The sequence below is a fragment of the Bradyrhizobium sp. P3_C3 genome (assembly GCF_056402655.1).
In genome coordinates, this window is sequence record NZ_JBFUGY010000031.1 from 23,247 (window position 1) to 38,534 (window position 15,288).

At 65.9% G+C, this 15,288-nt stretch carries 14 protein-coding genes; 9 read left to right on the top strand and 5 right to left on the bottom strand.

The features are described 5' to 3' along the window. Positions 1–26: 26 nt before the first annotated feature. Positions 27–1,154, bottom strand: coding sequence for a molecular chaperone DnaJ (gene dnaJ / locus AC1DW2_RS29355; protein ID WP_477007766.1), 1,128 nt, complete (start codon positions 1,152–1,154; stop codon positions 27–29). A gap of 245 nt (positions 1,155–1,399) precedes the next feature. Beyond that, entirely contained in the window at positions 1,400–3,301 is a 1,902-nt protein-coding gene (dnaK, locus tag AC1DW2_RS29360) for a molecular chaperone DnaK (protein WP_028148797.1), read from the bottom strand. Positions 3,302–3,696: 395 nt separating this feature from the next. On the opposite strand from dnaK, the gene AC1DW2_RS29365 reads away from it, so the two are divergent. Both AC1DW2_RS29365 and pncA read left to right on the top strand, forming a co-directional pair. Then, entirely contained in the window at positions 3,697–4,638 is a 942-nt protein-coding gene (locus AC1DW2_RS29365) for a hypothetical protein (protein WP_477007767.1), read from the top strand. A gap of 125 nt (positions 4,639–4,763) precedes the next feature. Continuing rightward, positions 4,764–5,486 carry a bifunctional nicotinamidase/pyrazinamidase gene (gene pncA / locus AC1DW2_RS29370; RefSeq protein WP_028155509.1) on the top strand — a complete coding sequence of 241 codons (723 nt, stop codon included), beginning with the start codon at positions 4,764–4,766 and terminating at the stop codon, positions 5,484–5,486. Between the two features lie 139 nt (positions 5,487–5,625). Here pncA and grpE read toward each other — a convergent pair whose 3' ends face one another. Continuing rightward, positions 5,626–6,231 (bottom strand): nucleotide exchange factor GrpE, encoded by a 606-nt coding sequence (gene grpE, locus AC1DW2_RS29375; RefSeq protein WP_063980247.1) that lies wholly within the window; start codon positions 6,229–6,231, stop codon positions 5,626–5,628. 96 nt (positions 6,232–6,327) lie between these two features. Next, positions 6,328–7,416 (bottom strand): heat-inducible transcriptional repressor HrcA, encoded by a 1,089-nt coding sequence (gene hrcA, locus AC1DW2_RS29380; protein WP_063980248.1) that lies wholly within the window; start codon positions 7,414–7,416, stop codon positions 6,328–6,330. Between the two features lie 168 nt (positions 7,417–7,584). Between hrcA and rph the strand changes: the two genes are divergently transcribed. From rph to hemW, 3 genes are read left to right on the top strand one after another with little or no spacing between them, the layout of a single operon-like run. Next, positions 7,585–8,298: a ribonuclease PH gene (rph, locus tag AC1DW2_RS29385; RefSeq protein ID WP_014490830.1), complete on the top strand. Its 714-nt coding sequence runs from the start codon at positions 7,585–7,587 to the stop codon at positions 8,296–8,298. An 11-nt stretch (positions 8,299–8,309) separates the two neighbouring features. Beyond that, positions 8,310–8,945 (top strand): RdgB/HAM1 family non-canonical purine NTP pyrophosphatase, encoded by a 636-nt coding sequence (gene rdgB / locus AC1DW2_RS29390; protein WP_166061817.1) that lies wholly within the window; start codon positions 8,310–8,312, stop codon positions 8,943–8,945. Beyond that, positions 8,932–10,086 carry a radical SAM family heme chaperone HemW gene (gene hemW, locus AC1DW2_RS29395; protein WP_063980250.1) on the top strand — a complete coding sequence of 385 codons (1,155 nt, stop codon included), beginning with the start codon at positions 8,932–8,934 and terminating at the stop codon, positions 10,084–10,086. Before rdgB ends, hemW begins: the two co-directional genes overlap by 14 nt. Positions 10,087–10,187: 101 nt before the next feature. Here hemW and AC1DW2_RS29400 read toward each other — a convergent pair whose 3' ends face one another. Next, a complete protein-coding gene (locus tag AC1DW2_RS29400) occupies positions 10,188–11,423 on the bottom strand; it encodes a penicillin-binding protein activator (protein WP_354177370.1) in 1,236 nt (411 codons plus the stop codon). Between the two features lie 339 nt (positions 11,424–11,762). On the opposite strand from AC1DW2_RS29400, the gene rsmI reads away from it, so the two are divergent. From rsmI to cpaB, 4 genes are all read left to right on the top strand, one after another. Then, the gene (rsmI, locus tag AC1DW2_RS29405) at positions 11,763–12,713 is read left to right on the top strand and encodes a 16S rRNA (cytidine(1402)-2'-O)-methyltransferase (RefSeq protein ID WP_477007768.1); all 951 of its coding nucleotides are present in this window, start codon (positions 11,763–11,765) and stop codon (positions 12,711–12,713) included. Beyond that, positions 12,700–13,098 (top strand): YraN family protein, encoded by a 399-nt coding sequence (locus AC1DW2_RS29410; protein WP_028155515.1) that lies wholly within the window; start codon positions 12,700–12,702, stop codon positions 13,096–13,098. Before rsmI ends, AC1DW2_RS29410 begins: the two co-directional genes overlap by 14 nt. Positions 13,099–13,108: 10 nt before the next feature. After that, the gene (gene gshB / locus AC1DW2_RS29415; protein ID WP_477007769.1) at positions 13,109–14,053 is read left to right on the top strand and encodes a glutathione synthase; all 945 of its coding nucleotides are present in this window, start codon (positions 13,109–13,111) and stop codon (positions 14,051–14,053) included. Between the two features lie 415 nt (positions 14,054–14,468). Beyond that, the gene (cpaB, locus tag AC1DW2_RS29420; protein WP_063980255.1) at positions 14,469–15,284 is read left to right on the top strand and encodes a Flp pilus assembly protein CpaB; all 816 of its coding nucleotides are present in this window, start codon (positions 14,469–14,471) and stop codon (positions 15,282–15,284) included. The last annotated feature ends 4 nt before the right edge of the window (positions 15,285–15,288 follow it).

Sequence of the window (15,288 nt, forward strand, 5' to 3'; positions counted from 1 at the left end):
GCCGAAGGCGATACGGTCAAGACGAGTCAGGTTGCCCGATTACTGAATAGATCCTTGACCTTGGCGAAGAAGCCGACCGATTCCGGCTGGGTATTGCCGGAGGAGAGCTTTTCGAATTCCGCCAGCAATTCCTGCTGCTTCTTGGTGAGATTCTGCGGGGTCTCGACGGCAACCTGGACGTACATGTCGCCCATCTGGCGCGAGCGCAGCACCGGCATGCCTTTTGATGCAATGCGGAATCGGCGGCCCGACTGGGTTCCGGCCGGCACCTTCACATTGGTTTTGCCGCTGTCGATGGTCGGCACCTCGAATTCGCCGCCGAGGGCGGCCGTTACCATCGAGATCGGCACCCGGCAGTGCAAATCGGCGCCGTCGCGCTGGAAGAGCTGGTGCTGGGCCAGCGACAGGAAGATGTAGAGGTCGCCGGGCGGGCCGCCGCGAACCCCGGCCTCGCCTTCGCCCGCGAGCCTGATCCGGGTGCCGTCCTCGACCCCCGGGGGAATGTTGACCGACAACGTTCGCTCGCGGGTGACCCGGCCCTGGCCGGAGCAGGACGGGCAGGCGTCCTCGATCATCTGGCCGCGGCCCTGGCAGCTCGGACAGGTGCGCTCCAGCGTGAAGAAGCCCTGCGACTGCCGCACGCGACCGGCGCCGCCGCAGCTCGAGCAGGTCTTCGGCTTGGTGCCGGCCTTGGCGCCGATGCCCGAGCAGGCCTCGCAGGTGACCGAGACCGGAATCTCGATCTGCGCGGTTTTGCCGCCAAAGGCTTCCTCGAGCGTGATTTCCATGTTGTAGCGCAGGTCGGCGCCACGCTCGCGGCCGCCGCGGCCGCGCTGCCCGGCCATGCCGAACAGGTCTTCGAAGATGTCGGAGAAGGAGGAGGCGAAGCCCGCACCGAAACCGGCGCCGCCGCCGCCCTGCTCGAAGGCCGCATGGCCGAAGCGGTCATAGGCCGCGCGCTTGTCCTTGTCCTTGAGGACCTCGTAGGCCTCGTTGATTTCCTTGAACTTGACTTCGCTGGTGTCGTCCCCGGGATTGCGGTCCGGGTGGAATTTCATCGCAAGCTTGCGGAAGGACGATTTCAGGACGGAATCGTCGGCAGTGCGTTCGACTTCGAGCGTTTCGTAATAGCAGCGCTTGGTGGACGTGGACATGTTGAACTCGGTCTATCCAATCGCGATTCAAGTCGGAGCGGAACAACGTCGCCAGGAGACGATATAGGCAGCCCTTTGCTTCGCGGCAGAGGGCGGCACGGCGACGTTCATCATAACGGCTGGGAATTGATCGATCGTAACGGGGACACGCCCCGACGAGCCCGACACGACGGCCTCCCCCGTGAGGGGGGAGGCCGGTAGCGCGTGTGGGGTCCAAGCCGTCCGCATCATCACCCTCTTGGGGATCAGGCGGACTTCTTGTTGTTCTTGTCGTCGTCGACTTCGGTGAATTCCGCGTCGACGACGTCGTCCTTGGCCGCATCCTTCTTGGCGTCGGCCTCGGCCTGCTGCTTGTACATGGCCTCGCCGAGCTTCATCGAAGCCTGGGCCAGCGTCTGGGTCTTGGCCTTGATCGCCTCGGCATCGTCGCCCTTCAGCGCTTCCTTGAGGTCGCTGACGGCATCCTCGATGGCGCGGCGCTCGGGCTCGGCGACCTTCGAACCGTGCTCGGCCAGAGCCTTCTCGGTGGAGTGCACCAGGCCATCCGCCTCGTTCTTGGCGGTGACGGCCTCGCGGCGCTTCTTGTCCGCCTCGGCATTGGCCTCGGCGTCCTTGACCATCTTCTCGATGTCGGCTTCCGACAGGCCGCCGGAGGCCTGGATGCGGATCTGCTGCTCCTTGGCCGTGGCCTTGTCCTTGGCCGAGACGTTGACGATGCCGTTGGCGTCGATGTCGAAGGTCACCTCGATCTGCGGCATGCCGCGCGGGGCCGGCGGAATGCCCATCAGGTCGAACTGGCCGAGCATCTTGTTGTCGGCCGCCATTTCACGCTCGCCCTGGAAGACGCGGATGGTGACCGCGTTCTGGTTGTCCTCGGCGGTCGAGAACACCTGGCTCTTCTTGGTCGGGATCGTGGTGTTGCGGTCGATGATGCGGGTGAACACGCCGCCCAGCGTCTCGATGCCCAGCGACAGCGGGGTCACGTCGAGCAGCAGCACGTCCTTGACGTCGCCCTGGAGCACGCCGGCCTGGATCGCGGCACCGATCGCCACGACTTCGTCCGGGTTGACGCCCTTGTGCGGCTCCTTGCCGAACAGCTGCTTCACGACTTCCTGGACCTTCGGCATGCGCGACATGCCGCCGACCAGAACGACTTCGCCGATCTCACCGGCGGTGACGCCGGCGTCCTTCAGCGCCTTGCGGCAGGGCTCGACCGTCTTCTGGACGAGGTCGTCGACCAGCGCCTCGAACTTGGCGCGGGTGAGCTTCATCGTCAGATGCTTGGGGCCGGTCTGGTCCGCGGTGATGAAGGGCAGGTTGATCTCGGTCTGCGTCGTCGACGACAGCTCGATCTTGGCCTTTTCAGCGGCTTCCTTCAGGCGCTGCAACGCGAGCTTGTCGTTGCGCAGGTTGATGCCCTGCTCCTTCTGGAACTCGTCGGCCAGATAACCCACGAGGCGCATGTCGAAGTCTTCGCCGCCGAGGAAGGTGTCGCCGTTGGTCGACTTCACCTCGAACACGCCGTCGCCGATTTCGAGAATGGAGATATCGAACGTGCCGCCGCCGAGATCGTACACGGCGATCGTGCCGGTCTTGGTCTTGTCCAGACCATAGGCGAGCGCGGCCGCGGTCGGCTCGTTGATGATGCGCAGCACTTCAAGGCCCGCGATCTTGCCGGCGTCCTTGGTCGCCTGGCGCTGGGCGTCGTTGAAGTAAGCGGGAACGGTGATGACGGCCTGGTCGACCTTCTGGCCGAGATGGGCTTCCGCGGTCTCCTTCATCTTCTGCAGGATGAACGCAGACACCTGCGAGGGCGAGTAGGTCTGGCCGTCGGCCTCGACCCAGGCGTCGCCGTTGGAAGCCTTCACGATCTTGTACGGAACGAGCTTCTTGTCCTTCTCGACCATCGGGTCGTCGTAGCGGCGGCCGATGAGGCGCTTCACTGCGAAGAACGTACGCTCGGGATTGGTAACGGCCTGGCGCTTGGCAGGCTGGCCGACGAGGCGCTCACCGTCGTCCGTCACGGCGACGATCGAAGGCGTCGTGCGCATGCCTTCGGAATTCTCGATGACTTTGGCGTTCTTGCCATCCATCACGGCGACGCACGAATTCGTGGTGCCGAGGTCGATCCCAATGACCTTTCCCATGGTCCTGATATCCTTGTTTTTGCGGCAGGTTGGCTGGGCCCAAGAGGCACCCGCTCCAAACCCCCTAAGATCAAACATCCGCGATATTGCGATGGTTGACGCTCATATAGGAGGGGGGGAGGGGCCCGCAAGGACCGAACGCAAGTTTCGGCCATGAAAACATTGGGTTTTGGAAGATCATATCCGGGCTCAACCGCCCTTGCGGGTGATGAATTATTAACAGGTTCAGGCGTCAGCCGGCCCCCGCCACCGTGATCTGCCCCGCCCTGTTACCGGCGGGCCAAACCCGTTAAAAGGCGGGCGGCCGGACCGCCGCCATCAAGGCGGCTTTGCGCGACAAAGCGGCCCAATGGCCGACCATCGAACGGCCTCAATGTGAACCAATCAGAGTGCCCATGAAGCTCATTCGCCCCCTCGCCGCGCTCGCCGTCCTCGTCGCCACAGCGCTTCCGGCCCTGGCGGCCGATGCCGTTTTCCCGCCCGGCTTGCGCCTCGGCATGGTGCCGCTGGTCGGCCTGAGCACGGCCAAGACGTTTCCGGGCTTCGAGAGCGAGGACGGCAACGTCAAGGTGCTGATCACCGAGCTGCCGCCGGCGGCCTATGGCGAGGTCGTGAGCGCCTTCAATTCCAATCCCGCCGGCACCGCCGGCGTCAAGCAGGACAAGCTCGAGACCCCCGCGGGTCTTGCCTATTTCACCATGGAAAGCGGCAAGGCCGGCGAGACGCCGGTGAAGCGCTACTCGATGATCGTCCCGGGCGCCGGTTTCTCCGGCTATGTCGCGGTGCAGATCCCGGAGAACGCAACCAAGATCTACACCGACGAGGCGGTGCGGCAGATGTTTGCGAGCGCCGTCACCCGCAAGCAGGTCTCGGCCGAAGAGCAGATCGGGCTGATGCCGTTCAAGATCACCGATCTCGCCGATTTCAAGGACATCCGCACCCTGGCGCCGGGCTCCAGCATCATCCTGGCCGACGGCAATGAGAGCTCGGGCTATGAATCCAAGCCGTTCATGATCCTCGGCCTGATCGGCGCCACCCCGCAGCAGGCCGACGATCGCGCCCGCTTTGCCCAGGAGGCCGCGCTCCAGATCCCCGGCGTGCGCGAATCCCGCGTCACCATGTCGGAGCCGATCCGCATCAACGGCCAGCAGGGTTTCGAGACCCGGATCGACGGCGTCAGCGGCAAGGACAAGACGCCCGTGACCGTGGTGCAGTGGATCCGCTTCTCAAGCGGCGGCGCCTCGCTGCGCATCATCGCCAGCGCCCCGCGCGACCAGTGGTCGGCCGCCTTCACCCGCTTCCGCGCCGTGCGCGACGGCATCCAGCCCAAGGGTTAGTCTCAAGGGTTAGTCCAAGGGTTAGCCCAAGCGCTGGACAGAACCGGCTGCATTTTCGGGCTTCTGTTCGTATACGAACGGAACTAGGCTTCCTTCCATTGGATCATCCTGGAGGGAGGCGAACGATGCTTGATCGACGACAAATCCTCGCGGCGCTTGGGACAAGCGCTCTCGTAGCCCTTGCTCCAACCGCGCTCCTTGCGGCCGCATCGATCAAGCCGGACGATGCCTCCGCGCTGCTCGTGATCGACGTGCAAAACTGCTTCCTGCCCGGCGGCAGCCTCGCCGTGAAGGAAGGCGAGCAGGTCGTTCCCGTCATCAACAAGATGGCGAAAGCCTTTGCGAACGTGGTGATGACCCAGGACTGGCACACGCCAGGCCACATCTCATTTGCGTCAGTGCACTCCGGCAAGAAGCCGTTTGAGACCGTCGATCTTCCCTACGGCAAGCAGGTGCTGTGGCCCGACCATTGCGTGCAGGGTACCGATGGCGCCGCGCTGTCGAAGGACCTCGCGATCCCGCATGCCGAGCTCATCATCCGCAAGGGTTTTCACAAGGACGTCGACAGCTATTCGGCCTTCCTGGAAGCCGACGGCAAGACCTCGACAGGCCTCGCCGGTTACCTGAAGGGCCGCAAGATCAAGCGCGTCTTCGTCGCCGGCCTCGCGACCGACTTCTGCGTCGCCTGGACCGCGCTCGATGCGCGCAAGGCGGGCTTCGAGGTCTATGTGGTGGAAGACGCCTGCCGCGGCATCGACACGCAGGGTTCGCTCGCAAAAGCCTGGGCCGACATGGCCAAGGCCGGCGTGAAGCGGATTCAGTCCGCGGATATCGCGGTGAGCGCGTAAGGCACGCACATCGGCCAGACCCTCATGGTGAGGAGGCGCGTCAGCGCCGTCTCGAACCATGCAGGCCGAGCTGCGAGGGCCGGGCCTTCATCCTTCGAGACGCGCGCGAGCGCGCTCCTCAGGATGAGGATCACGCCGCTCAGTTAACTTCGTTGCTGTTCGCAGCCGGCGCAGCCTTCGTGCCGCCCTTGGCGACACCGACCAGCGCCGGGCGCAGCACGCGCTCGCCGATGGTGTAGCCGGCCTGCATGACCTGCACGACGGTGCCCGCAGGCACCGACGCATCCGGCACCTCGTACATCGCCTGCTGGAAGTTCGGGTCGAACTTCTGGCCCTGCGGATCGAACTTCTTGACGCCGTGCTTTTCCAGCGCGTTGAGCAGCGAGCGCTCGGTGAGCTCGACGCCCTCGATTAGCGAGGTCAGGCCGGGATCGGCCGCGGCACGGGCCTCGGCCGGAACGGCATCGAGCGCACGCTGGAGATTGTCGGCGATGTCGAGCACGTCGCGGGCGAAGCCGGTGATGCCGTAGAGGCGGGCATCGGCGACCTCCTTGGTGGTGCGCTTGCGCAGATTTTCCATCTCGGCCAGCGTCCGCAGCATGCGGTCGCGCGCCTCGGCGGCTTCCTTCTGCAACAGCTCGACCGAGCCGGGCTCCGGATCGTCGGGCATGATGTAGGGTTTTGACACCACGGGCTCATCGGTCGGTGGGGTCGTGTCGTCGGGCTGCCGGTCTCGATCGGTCATCGGCTCTCTTCTCGAACTCGTCTCAAGGGATTGTTGGCCCGGATATCGTGCCTAAGCTCACGAAAATCAAGCGCCCGTGATCGGAGGAAACGCCGGTCAGCCCCCCAAGAGGCGGCTGACGATGCGCGCGGCGTAGTCCACGGTCGGGATTACGCGGGCATAATTCAGCCGCGTCGGCCCGATCACGCCCAAAACACCGACGATGTGGCCGGCGGCATCCCGATAGGGCGAGATGATGGTGGAGGAGCCTGACAAGGAAAACAGTTTGTTCTCCGAACCGATAAAGATCCGCACGCCCTCGGCGGTCTCGGCGCGTCCCAGAAGGTCGATCACGCCGCGCTTGGTCTCGAGATCGTCGAACAGCAGGCGAACGCGCTCCAGATCCTCCAGCGCGTGCAGATCCTCGAGCAGGTTGGCGTGGCCGCGAACGATCAGCTGGCGGTCCTCGTTCTCGCCGCCGGACCAGCTCGCAATGCCGGCCGAAATCACCTTCTGCGTCAGTTGATCGAGCTCGGCACGGGCTTCGCCGAGCGCGGTTTCGAGCTCGAGCCGCGCCTCGGCCAGCGTGCGGCCGCGAATCCGCGCATTGAGGAAATTACCGGCTTCGGTGAGCGCCGAGGAGGGAACTCCGGGCGGCAGCGACAACACGCGGTTTTCGACCTGACCGTCCTCGCCGACCAGGATCACCAGGGCTTTTTCGGGTTCCAGCCGGACGAATTCGATGTGTTTCAGCCGCGCATTGGATTTCGGGGTCAGCACGACCGCTGCGGCGCGGGTGAGACCGGACAGCCGCGTCAGCGCCTCCGACAGCGCCGCCTCGACCGATTGGGCGTGACCCACCGACGTCAACTGGCTCTGGATCGACTGCCGCTCGGCGTCATTGAGGTCGCCGACCTGCATCAGGGCGTCGACGAAGAAGCGTAAGCCCAGTTCCGTCGGCAAACGGCCGGCGGAGGTGTGGGGCGCATAGATCAGGCCGAGCTGTTCCAGGTCGGCCATGACGTTGCGGACCGAGGCCGGGGACAGCGGCATCGCGATCAGCCGCGAAATATTGCGCGAGCCGACCGGCTCGCCGGTCGCGAGATAGCTTTCGACAATTTGACGAAAGATGTCGCGGGAGCGCTCGTTGAGCTGGGCGAGGCCTGCGCGCGGCGCGATCAGATGGATCGGATCGTGATGGGCCACGGACGGTAACTCCTCTCAGACGCTTATAATTTGTCCATCCCGGAGGGTTCTGACAAGCGTGGCGTTTGCGGGGTGGAAAACCCGGGGTGAAAAAGCCTTGCCGCCCACCCTCACCCCACCTACAAGCACCGCGAATAGCCCTTTTCCGAGAGTTTTGGAGGATTTCCCATGCGGCCAAGCCGCCGTGCGCCCGACGAATTGCGCCCCGTGACGCTGGAGCGCGGCGTGGTCAAATATGCGGAAGGCTCCTGCCTGGTGAAATTCGGCGACACCCATGTGCTGGTCACCGCCACGCTGGAAGACCGCCTGCCGCCGTGGCTGAAGGGCCAGGGCCGCGGCTGGGTCACCGCCGAATACGGCATGCTGCCGCGCGCGACCTCCGAACGCACCCGCCGCGAGGCCTCCGCGGGCAAGCAAAGCGGCCGTACCGTCGAGATTCAGCGCCTGATAGGCCGCTCGCTTCGTACCATCGTCGATCTCGAAGCGCTCGGTGAGCGCCAGATCACGGTCGATTGCGACGTGCTCCAGGCCGACGGCGGCACGCGCACGGCCTCGATCACCGGCGCCTGGGTCGCGCTCGCCGATTGCATCAACTGGATGAAGGCGCGCAACATGATCAAGGCCAAGGTGCTGCGCGACAACGTCGCCGCGATCTCCTGCGGCATCTACAACGGCACGCCCGTGCTCGACCTCGACTATGCCGAGGATTCGGAGGCCCAGACCGACGCCAATTTCGTCCTGACCGGCGATGGCCGCATCATCGAGGTGCAGGGCACCGCGGAACGCGAACCGTTCACACAAGACGAATTCCTCGCGCTGATGGCGCTGGCCCAGAAGGGTATCGCGCGGCTCGTGGACTTGCAGAAACTGGCTGTCGCGTAGTCAATAGGCCCATGCACCGCCGAATCACCGGAAAGCTCGTCATCGCGACCCACAATCCCGGCAAGCTCGCCGAGATGAAGGAGTTGCTCGCGCCTTGCGGCATCGAGGCGGTGTCGGCCGGTGAGCTCGGCCTGCCCGAGCCCGACGAGACCGGCAACGATTTCCGCAGCAATGCCGCGATCAAGGCGATCGCGGCGGCGCAGGCGACCAAGCTTCCCTCCTTCGCCGACGATTCCGGCATCGTGGTCGACGCGCTCGATGGCGCGCCCGGCATCTACAGCGCGCGCTGGGCCGGACCGTCAAAAGATTTCGCTGCCGCGATGGCGCAGATCGAGCGCCTGTTGCAGGAGCGCGGCGCCGCCACGCCCGACAAGCGCACCGCTCATTTCGTTTCCGCGCTCTGCGTCGCCTGGCCCGACGATCATCTCGAAGAGGTCGAGGCGCGCGTCGACGGCAGCTTGGTCTGGCCGCCGCGCGGCACGGCCGGCTTCGGTTATGATCCGATGTTCCTGCCTAATGGCCACGATCGCACGTTCGGCGAGATGACCAGCATCGAGAAGCACGGCCTGCCGCCGCTCGGCCTCGGCCTGTCGCATCGCGCCCGCGCCTTCGTGAAACTGGCGGAGATCTGCCTTGAGCCGCGCTAAGCAAGCTTTCGGCGTCTATGTGCACTGGCCGTTCTGCCTGTCGAAGTGCCCCTATTGCGACTTCAACAGCCACGTCCGCCACGCCGCGATCGACGAGACGCGCTTCGCTTCAGCTTTCGCGCGTGAAATCGAAACGACCGCACAGCGTGCGCCCGGGCGTGAAGTCACCTCGATCTTCCTCGGCGGCGGCACGCCGTCGCTGATGCAGCCCGCAACCGTCGGCGCGGTGCTCGATGCCATCGGCAAGCATTGGCACGTCGCCAGCGATGTCGAAGTGACGCTGGAAGCAAACCCGACCAGCGTCGAAGCCACGCGCTTTGCCGGCTATCGCGCCGCCGGCGTCAACCGCGTCTCGCTCGGCGTGCAGGCTCTCGACGATGCCTCGCTGAAAGCGCTGGGCCGCATGCACAGCGCCCGCGAGGCGCTCGATGCCGTCGCGATCGCGCGCCGCTCGTTCGACCGTTATTCGTTCGACCTGATCTACGCCCGCCCCGACCAGACGCCGGCGATGTGGGCCGACGAGCTGCGCCTCGCGATCGATGAAGCGGCCGAGCATCTGTCGCTCTATCAATTGACGATCGAGGAAGGCACGCCGTTCTTCGGCCTGCACCAGGCCGGCAAATTGAAGACGCCGGACGAAGCGGTCGCGCGCGCGCTCTACGACGTGACGCAGGAGACCTGCGACAAGCTCGGCCTGCCCGCCTACGAGATTTCAAATCACGCGCGGCGCGGCGCCGAGTGCCGGCACAATCTGGTGTACTGGCGCGGCGATGAATATGCCGGCATCGGCCCCGGCGCACACGGCCGCCTCGATATCGACGGGATCAGGCACGCCACCGCCACCGAGAAGCGTCCCGAGGCCTGGTTGATGCGGGTCGAGACCAACGGCCACGGCAACGTCACCGACGATCTCCTCAACAGCGAGGAGCGCGCCGACGAATTTTTGCTGATGGGGCTCCGCCTCGCCGAGGGCATCGACCCCGAGCGCTACAGCGCGCTGTCGGGCCGACCGCTCGATCCCAAGCGCATCGCGCTGTTGCGCGAAGAAGGTGCGATCATCGTCGATGCGACGGGGCGCCTGCGCGTGACCAGCAGCGGCTTCCCGGTGCTGGACGCCGTGGTCGCGGATCTCGCCGCGTAGCGAGCTGCCGTAGCCCGGATGGAGCGCAGCGTAATCCGGGACGCTTTCGCCACTCGGATAGAACCCGGATTGCGCTGCGCTCCATCCGGGCTACGAAGCCATCAAGCCCCAAAACTCTTCGGCGAGCCCGCGACCGCCACACCGCCACCCGTCGTCACCTTCATCACGGCGAGGCCGCGCTCGTTGGTCCCATCGGCGCGGAAGCGGAACAGGCCGTCGATGCCGGCGAAGCCGGAAGGGTTGGTGAGCACGTCCGGCGAGAAGCGCGTCGGGCCTTGCGTGCGCGCGAGCGCGGCGACGAGGGCGACCGCGTCATAGGCGAGCGTCGCGGTGCGGATCGGCTCGGCGCCGTATTTGGTGCGGTAGCGGCCGGAGAAGGCGCGGAAGCCGGCCGGGTCCGGCGCGGCGTAGAGACCGCCTTGCAAGTTCGAATTGGCATAGACACGCGGACTGTCCCACAGGCCGGTGCCGAGCAGCTGGATGTTGCGCAAATTCGCGCCCGCGGCCGTCATCGCATCGGCCACCGCGACGACGGCATCGCCGTCATCGGCGATGAACAGCGCATCCGCGCTGCCGAGCTGCTGCGCCACGGTGCGTGCCGGCGTCGCGCGATCGGCGCCGTATTTCTCGAAGGCGACAATGCGGCCGCCGCGCCGCGGCACCGCCGCCTTCACCGCGGCCTCGACGACATTTCCATAGGCGTTGTCGGGCACCAGCACGGCGACCGAGCGCTTTCCGATGCTCGCGGAATATTCGACGATGCGGTTGACGTCGGACTCCGGCAGGAAGCTCAGCAGAAAGACGCCGCGGCCGGCAATGCTGGAATCGGTCGAGAACGCGATCACCGAGATGCCGCGCGTACGCGCGACCTGCGCCACCGCCGGCACCGACTGCGCGAACAGCGGGCCCAGGATGATCTCGGCGCCTTCGTCGACCGCCTGCTGCGCGCCCGCCTGCGCGCCTTGCGGACTGCCGTTGTCGTCCTTGATCAGGAGCTGGATGTTGGGATTCTGGAACTCGGCCAGTGCCATCTCGGCGGCGTTGCGCATCGACTGCGCGGCGAGGCCGGCATTGCCGGCGGCCGAGAGCGGCAGGATCACGGCAACCTTCACGCCGCCGCTGCCGGCGGTGGTGGCCTGTTGCGGCGGGCCGGCCGGCTGAGCCGGGGCCGGGGAGGAGCTGCTGAACGGGTTGGAAAACTGGCTGAGACTCTGCTGCACGCCGGCGCAGGCCGACAGCAAGGGGGCGCCGAGCAACAGGCCGAGTGCGCTCCGCCGGGTCGCCCCCGATAATCGGGAGCCCTGAACGGGAGATTTAGGATCGCGCGGGCCCAGCATCACAACTTCTCTTCTGACCGACCGTCGGCCGGCCGGTCACAACATTCTTTCCACGACACAAGCCGCGGATTCAGGCATATTGTCGGCAAATAGTTAACTAAAACAAAAGGATAATGACCACTTAACGCGGCCACACCTCAAGCCCTGGCTAGCTGTCCACCATCCGTCACCCGCATCAAGGCGGCGTTTCCGCCGCGAATGTGGCGCCGACGCTTCATTCCCTCTGCAATGTGATGCCGGATGGGTCACATTCCAGTCCTTCCTCACCCCTGACCTGGCGCGATCTTTTTCCGAGGACCGGTTCCCAGCCCCCGGGATCATGCCTAAGTTCGATTCATTATGCGCGTAAAGCCGAGCCCGATAAATACACCTGAAGCGACGGATCCCGCCTCGCGCGGTTTCTCCATCGACGCCCATCGGCTGACGGCGCCGAAGGCGGCGCCGGGCCTCCATCTGGTCGCGACCCCCATAGGCAATCTCGGCGACATCACACTGCGCGCGCTTCAGACGCTCGCCGGCGTCGACGTCATCGCCTGCGAGGACACCCGCATCACGCGGCGCCTGACCGAGCGCTACGCGATCACGGCGCAGCTCAAGCAATATCACGAGCACAACGCGGAAGCGGCGCGTCCGAGGATCCTGGAGGCGCTGGGGCAGGGCGGCTCGATCGCGCTGGTGTCGGATGCCGGCACGCCGCTGATCTCCGACCCCGGTTTCAAGCTGGTGCGCGAGGTCTGCGCAGCCGGCCATGCGGTCTACGCGCTGCCCGGCCCGTCCTCGGTGCTGGCCGCGCTGTCGGTCGCCGCATTGCCGACCGACCGCTTCTTCTTCGAGGGCTTTCTGCCGGCGAAATCCGCCGCGCGAAAGTCGCGCCTTGCGGAGCTCGCCCGCATCGATGCGACGCTGGTGATGTTCGACTCCGGCAACCGCGTCCAGGACACTCTCGCCGAGCTTGCCGAGATCATGGGGACGCGCGAAGCCGCGATCTGCCGCGAATTGACGAAACTGCACGAGGAGATTTCGCGCGCGCCGCTGCAGGAGCTGGCACGCGGGGCGGACACGCTGGAGACGCGCGGCGAATTCGTGCTGGTGATCGCGCCGCCTGCGGCGGACGCGGAGCTGCTGACCTCGGATGCGCTCGACGGACTGCTGCGCGAGCAGCTCGCCGCGCACAGCGTCAAGGATGCCGTCGCGCATGCGGTCGCGCTCTCGGGCCGGCCACGCCGCGAGGTCTATGCCCGCGCGCTCGAGCTCGCAAAGGACCTGAGGGACGGCGATGGCGAAAACTGAGGGCGCGGAACCGAAGGTCGCCTCGCCCGAGCGCGTCGCCGCGTTCCGCACCGGCATCTCCGCGGAGAGCCGCGCCGCCGCCTATCTCATGGCCAAGGGCTACCGCATCCTCGCCAGGCGCTACCGCACCCCACATGGCGAGATCGACATCGTGGCGCGCCGCCGCAACCTGATCGCCTTCGTCGAGGTCAAGGCCCGCGCGACGCTGGATGACGCCGCCTTCGCCGTGACCCCGCGCCAACAGCAGCGCATCATCGACGCCGCGCAAGGCTGGCTCGTGGCGCATCCCGAGCATGCCGAATTCGAACTGCGATTCGACGCCATGCTGATTGCGCCGCGCTCACTTCCGCGCCATGTGTTGGCGGCATTCGACGCCTCGACCTGAAAGGCAGACCATGAAACTGAACGTCGCCGTCCAGATGGACCCCATCGCCCGTATCAACGTCAAGGGCGATTCCACCTTTGCACTGCTCCTGGAGGCGCAGAAGCGCGGCCATGGCCTGTCCTATTACACGCCCGACAAGCTCTCGATGGTCGGCGAGGAGATCGTCGCGCCCATCCAGCTCCTGACCGTGCGCGACGAGCCCGGCAATCACTTCACGCTGGGCGAGCCCAGGCGCGAGGCGCTCAACGGCTTCGACGTCGTGCTGCTGCGCCAGGATCCGCCGTTCGATCTCGCCTACATCACCTCGACGCATTTCCTGGAGCGCATCCATCCGAAGACGCTGGTCGTCAACGACCCCGCCTCGGTGCGCAACGCGCCGGAAAAACTGTTCGTGATGAACTTTCCGCAGCTGATGCCGCCGACGCTGATCTCGCGCGACCTCGACGAGATCAACGCGTTCCGGGATAAGCACGGCGCCGTCGTCATGAAGCCGCTGCACGGCCATGGCGGCGCAGCGGTGTTCCGCGTGATGCCGCAGGACATGAATTTCGGCTCGCTGTTTGACATGTTCTCGGTGACCTTCAAGGAGCCGTGGGTGATCCAGCAGTTCATCCCCGAGGTGAAGCACGGCGACAAGCGCATCATCCTCGTCAACGGCGAGTTCGCCGGCGCGGTGAACCGCGTGCCGGCCGCCGACGACCTCCGCTCCAACATGGTGCGTGGCGGCGCCGCGCAGGAGACCGAGCTCACGCCACGCGAGCGCGAGATCTGCGCCACCGTCGGCCCGGCGCTGCGCGAGCGCGGCCTGCTGTTCGTCGGCATCGACGTCATCAACGGCAACCTCACCGAGATCAACGTGACATCGCCGACGGGCATCCGCGCCATCGCGCGGCTCGGCGGCCCGGACGTCGCGGCGAAGGTCTGGGACACGATCGAGCAGAAGCGGGCGAAGTAGAGCGCTCACTCGTAGCCCGGATGGAGCGCAGCGAAATCCGGGATCTCACAACGCGCTGCACGAGCCCGGATTGCGCTTCGCTCCATCCGGGCTACGGACATCAATTGAAACACGAGGAAGTACGCTCCTCACCCTGAGGAGCGACCACCGCGCACGCTGCGCGAAGCGCCCATGACTAAACCACCCATTCACCATGACGCCGCGCGCATCGTTCGAACGAACGTCCCGCCCTGCGTGAATCTACGGGGCCACTGGCCGACCGGATAACGCGACGTTCACCATCTGCCCAGAACGCGCATCGTCACGGGCCATCACACTCGGCCTCGCAACACCCCTTATACCTTTACTCCCTACTCATCGACGCAGGGGAACCCGCCACGTGCGGTTCGAGTGCCCCGCGTAAGAGTAGAAGCGTATGAACACCGCACGCATTGTCGTTCTCGTCATCGCGCTGGGCGCCGGCGGCGTCGCTGCGTATCTGGCGAGCGGCTTTGACAACAAGCCCGCGCCCGCCCTTCCCGTCGCCGAAAAGCTGCCGACGGTCGAGGTGCTGATCGCGAAGAACGACATCCAGCTCGGCCAGGCCGTGAAGCCCGAGGATCTGCAATGGCAGTCCTGGCCGGCGGCGACCGCGAGCAGCGCCTTCATCCGCCGCGACAGCAGGCCCGACGCCCAGACCCAGATCGCAGGCTCGATCGCGCGCGTGCCATTGATGCAGGGCGAACCGATCCGCGAGCAGAAGCTGGTGAGGGCCGAGGGCTCGGGCTTCATGGCCGCGATCCTGCCCTCCGGCATGCGGGCCGTCTCCACCGAAATTTCAGCCGAGACCGGCGCCGGCGGCTTCATCCTGCCGAACGACCGCGTCGACATCGTCCTGACGCGGCGCCTGAAGAACCCCGATGGCGCCAACGGCGCGACCGGCGGCAACGACCTGATCCTGTCGGAGGTCATCCTGAGCAACATCCGTGTGCTCGCGATCGACCAGGCGCCGAAAGAAAAAGACGGCCAGAACGCCGTGCTCGGCAAGACCGTCACGCTCGAGCTCAAGCCGGACCAGGTCGCGACGCTGTCGGCCTCGCGCCAGGGCGGCACGCTGACGCTCGCGTTGCGAAGCATCGCCGATGCCAACGCGTCGGAGATTTCGATCGAAGACCTGACGGCCAAGCGGCCCGGCGGCGTGAACGTGATCCGCTACGGGGTGCAGGCACGGCAACTGACGTCACAGAAGTGATGAT

Excerpts from the sequence above, each read along its gene's own strand:
- dnaJ (WP_477007766.1), bottom strand. The coding sequence starts at position 1,154 with ATGTCCACGTCCACCAAGCGCTGCTATTACGAAACGCTCGAAGTCGAA.
- dnaK (WP_028148797.1), bottom strand. The coding sequence starts at position 3,301 with ATGGGAAAGGTCATTGGGATCGACCTCGGCACCACGAATTCGTGCGTC.
- AC1DW2_RS29365 (WP_477007767.1), top strand. The coding sequence starts at position 3,697 with ATGAAGCTCATTCGCCCCCTCGCCGCGCTCGCCGTCCTCGTCGCCACA.
- pncA (WP_028155509.1), top strand. The coding sequence starts at position 4,764 with ATGCTTGATCGACGACAAATCCTCGCGGCGCTTGGGACAAGCGCTCTC.
- grpE (WP_063980247.1), bottom strand. The coding sequence starts at position 6,231 with ATGACCGATCGAGACCGGCAGCCCGACGACACGACCCCACCGACCGAT.
- rph (WP_014490830.1), top strand. The coding sequence starts at position 7,585 with ATGCGGCCAAGCCGCCGTGCGCCCGACGAATTGCGCCCCGTGACGCTG.
- rdgB (WP_166061817.1), top strand. The coding sequence starts at position 8,310 with ATGCACCGCCGAATCACCGGAAAGCTCGTCATCGCGACCCACAATCCC.
- AC1DW2_RS29400 (WP_354177370.1), bottom strand. The coding sequence starts at position 11,423 with ATGCTGGGCCCGCGCGATCCTAAATCTCCCGTTCAGGGCTCCCGATTA.
- rsmI (WP_477007768.1), top strand. The coding sequence starts at position 11,763 with ATGCGCGTAAAGCCGAGCCCGATAAATACACCTGAAGCGACGGATCCC.
- AC1DW2_RS29410 (WP_028155515.1), top strand. The coding sequence starts at position 12,700 with ATGGCGAAAACTGAGGGCGCGGAACCGAAGGTCGCCTCGCCCGAGCGC.
- gshB (WP_477007769.1), top strand. The coding sequence starts at position 13,109 with ATGAAACTGAACGTCGCCGTCCAGATGGACCCCATCGCCCGTATCAAC.
- cpaB (WP_063980255.1), top strand. The coding sequence starts at position 14,469 with ATGAACACCGCACGCATTGTCGTTCTCGTCATCGCGCTGGGCGCCGGC.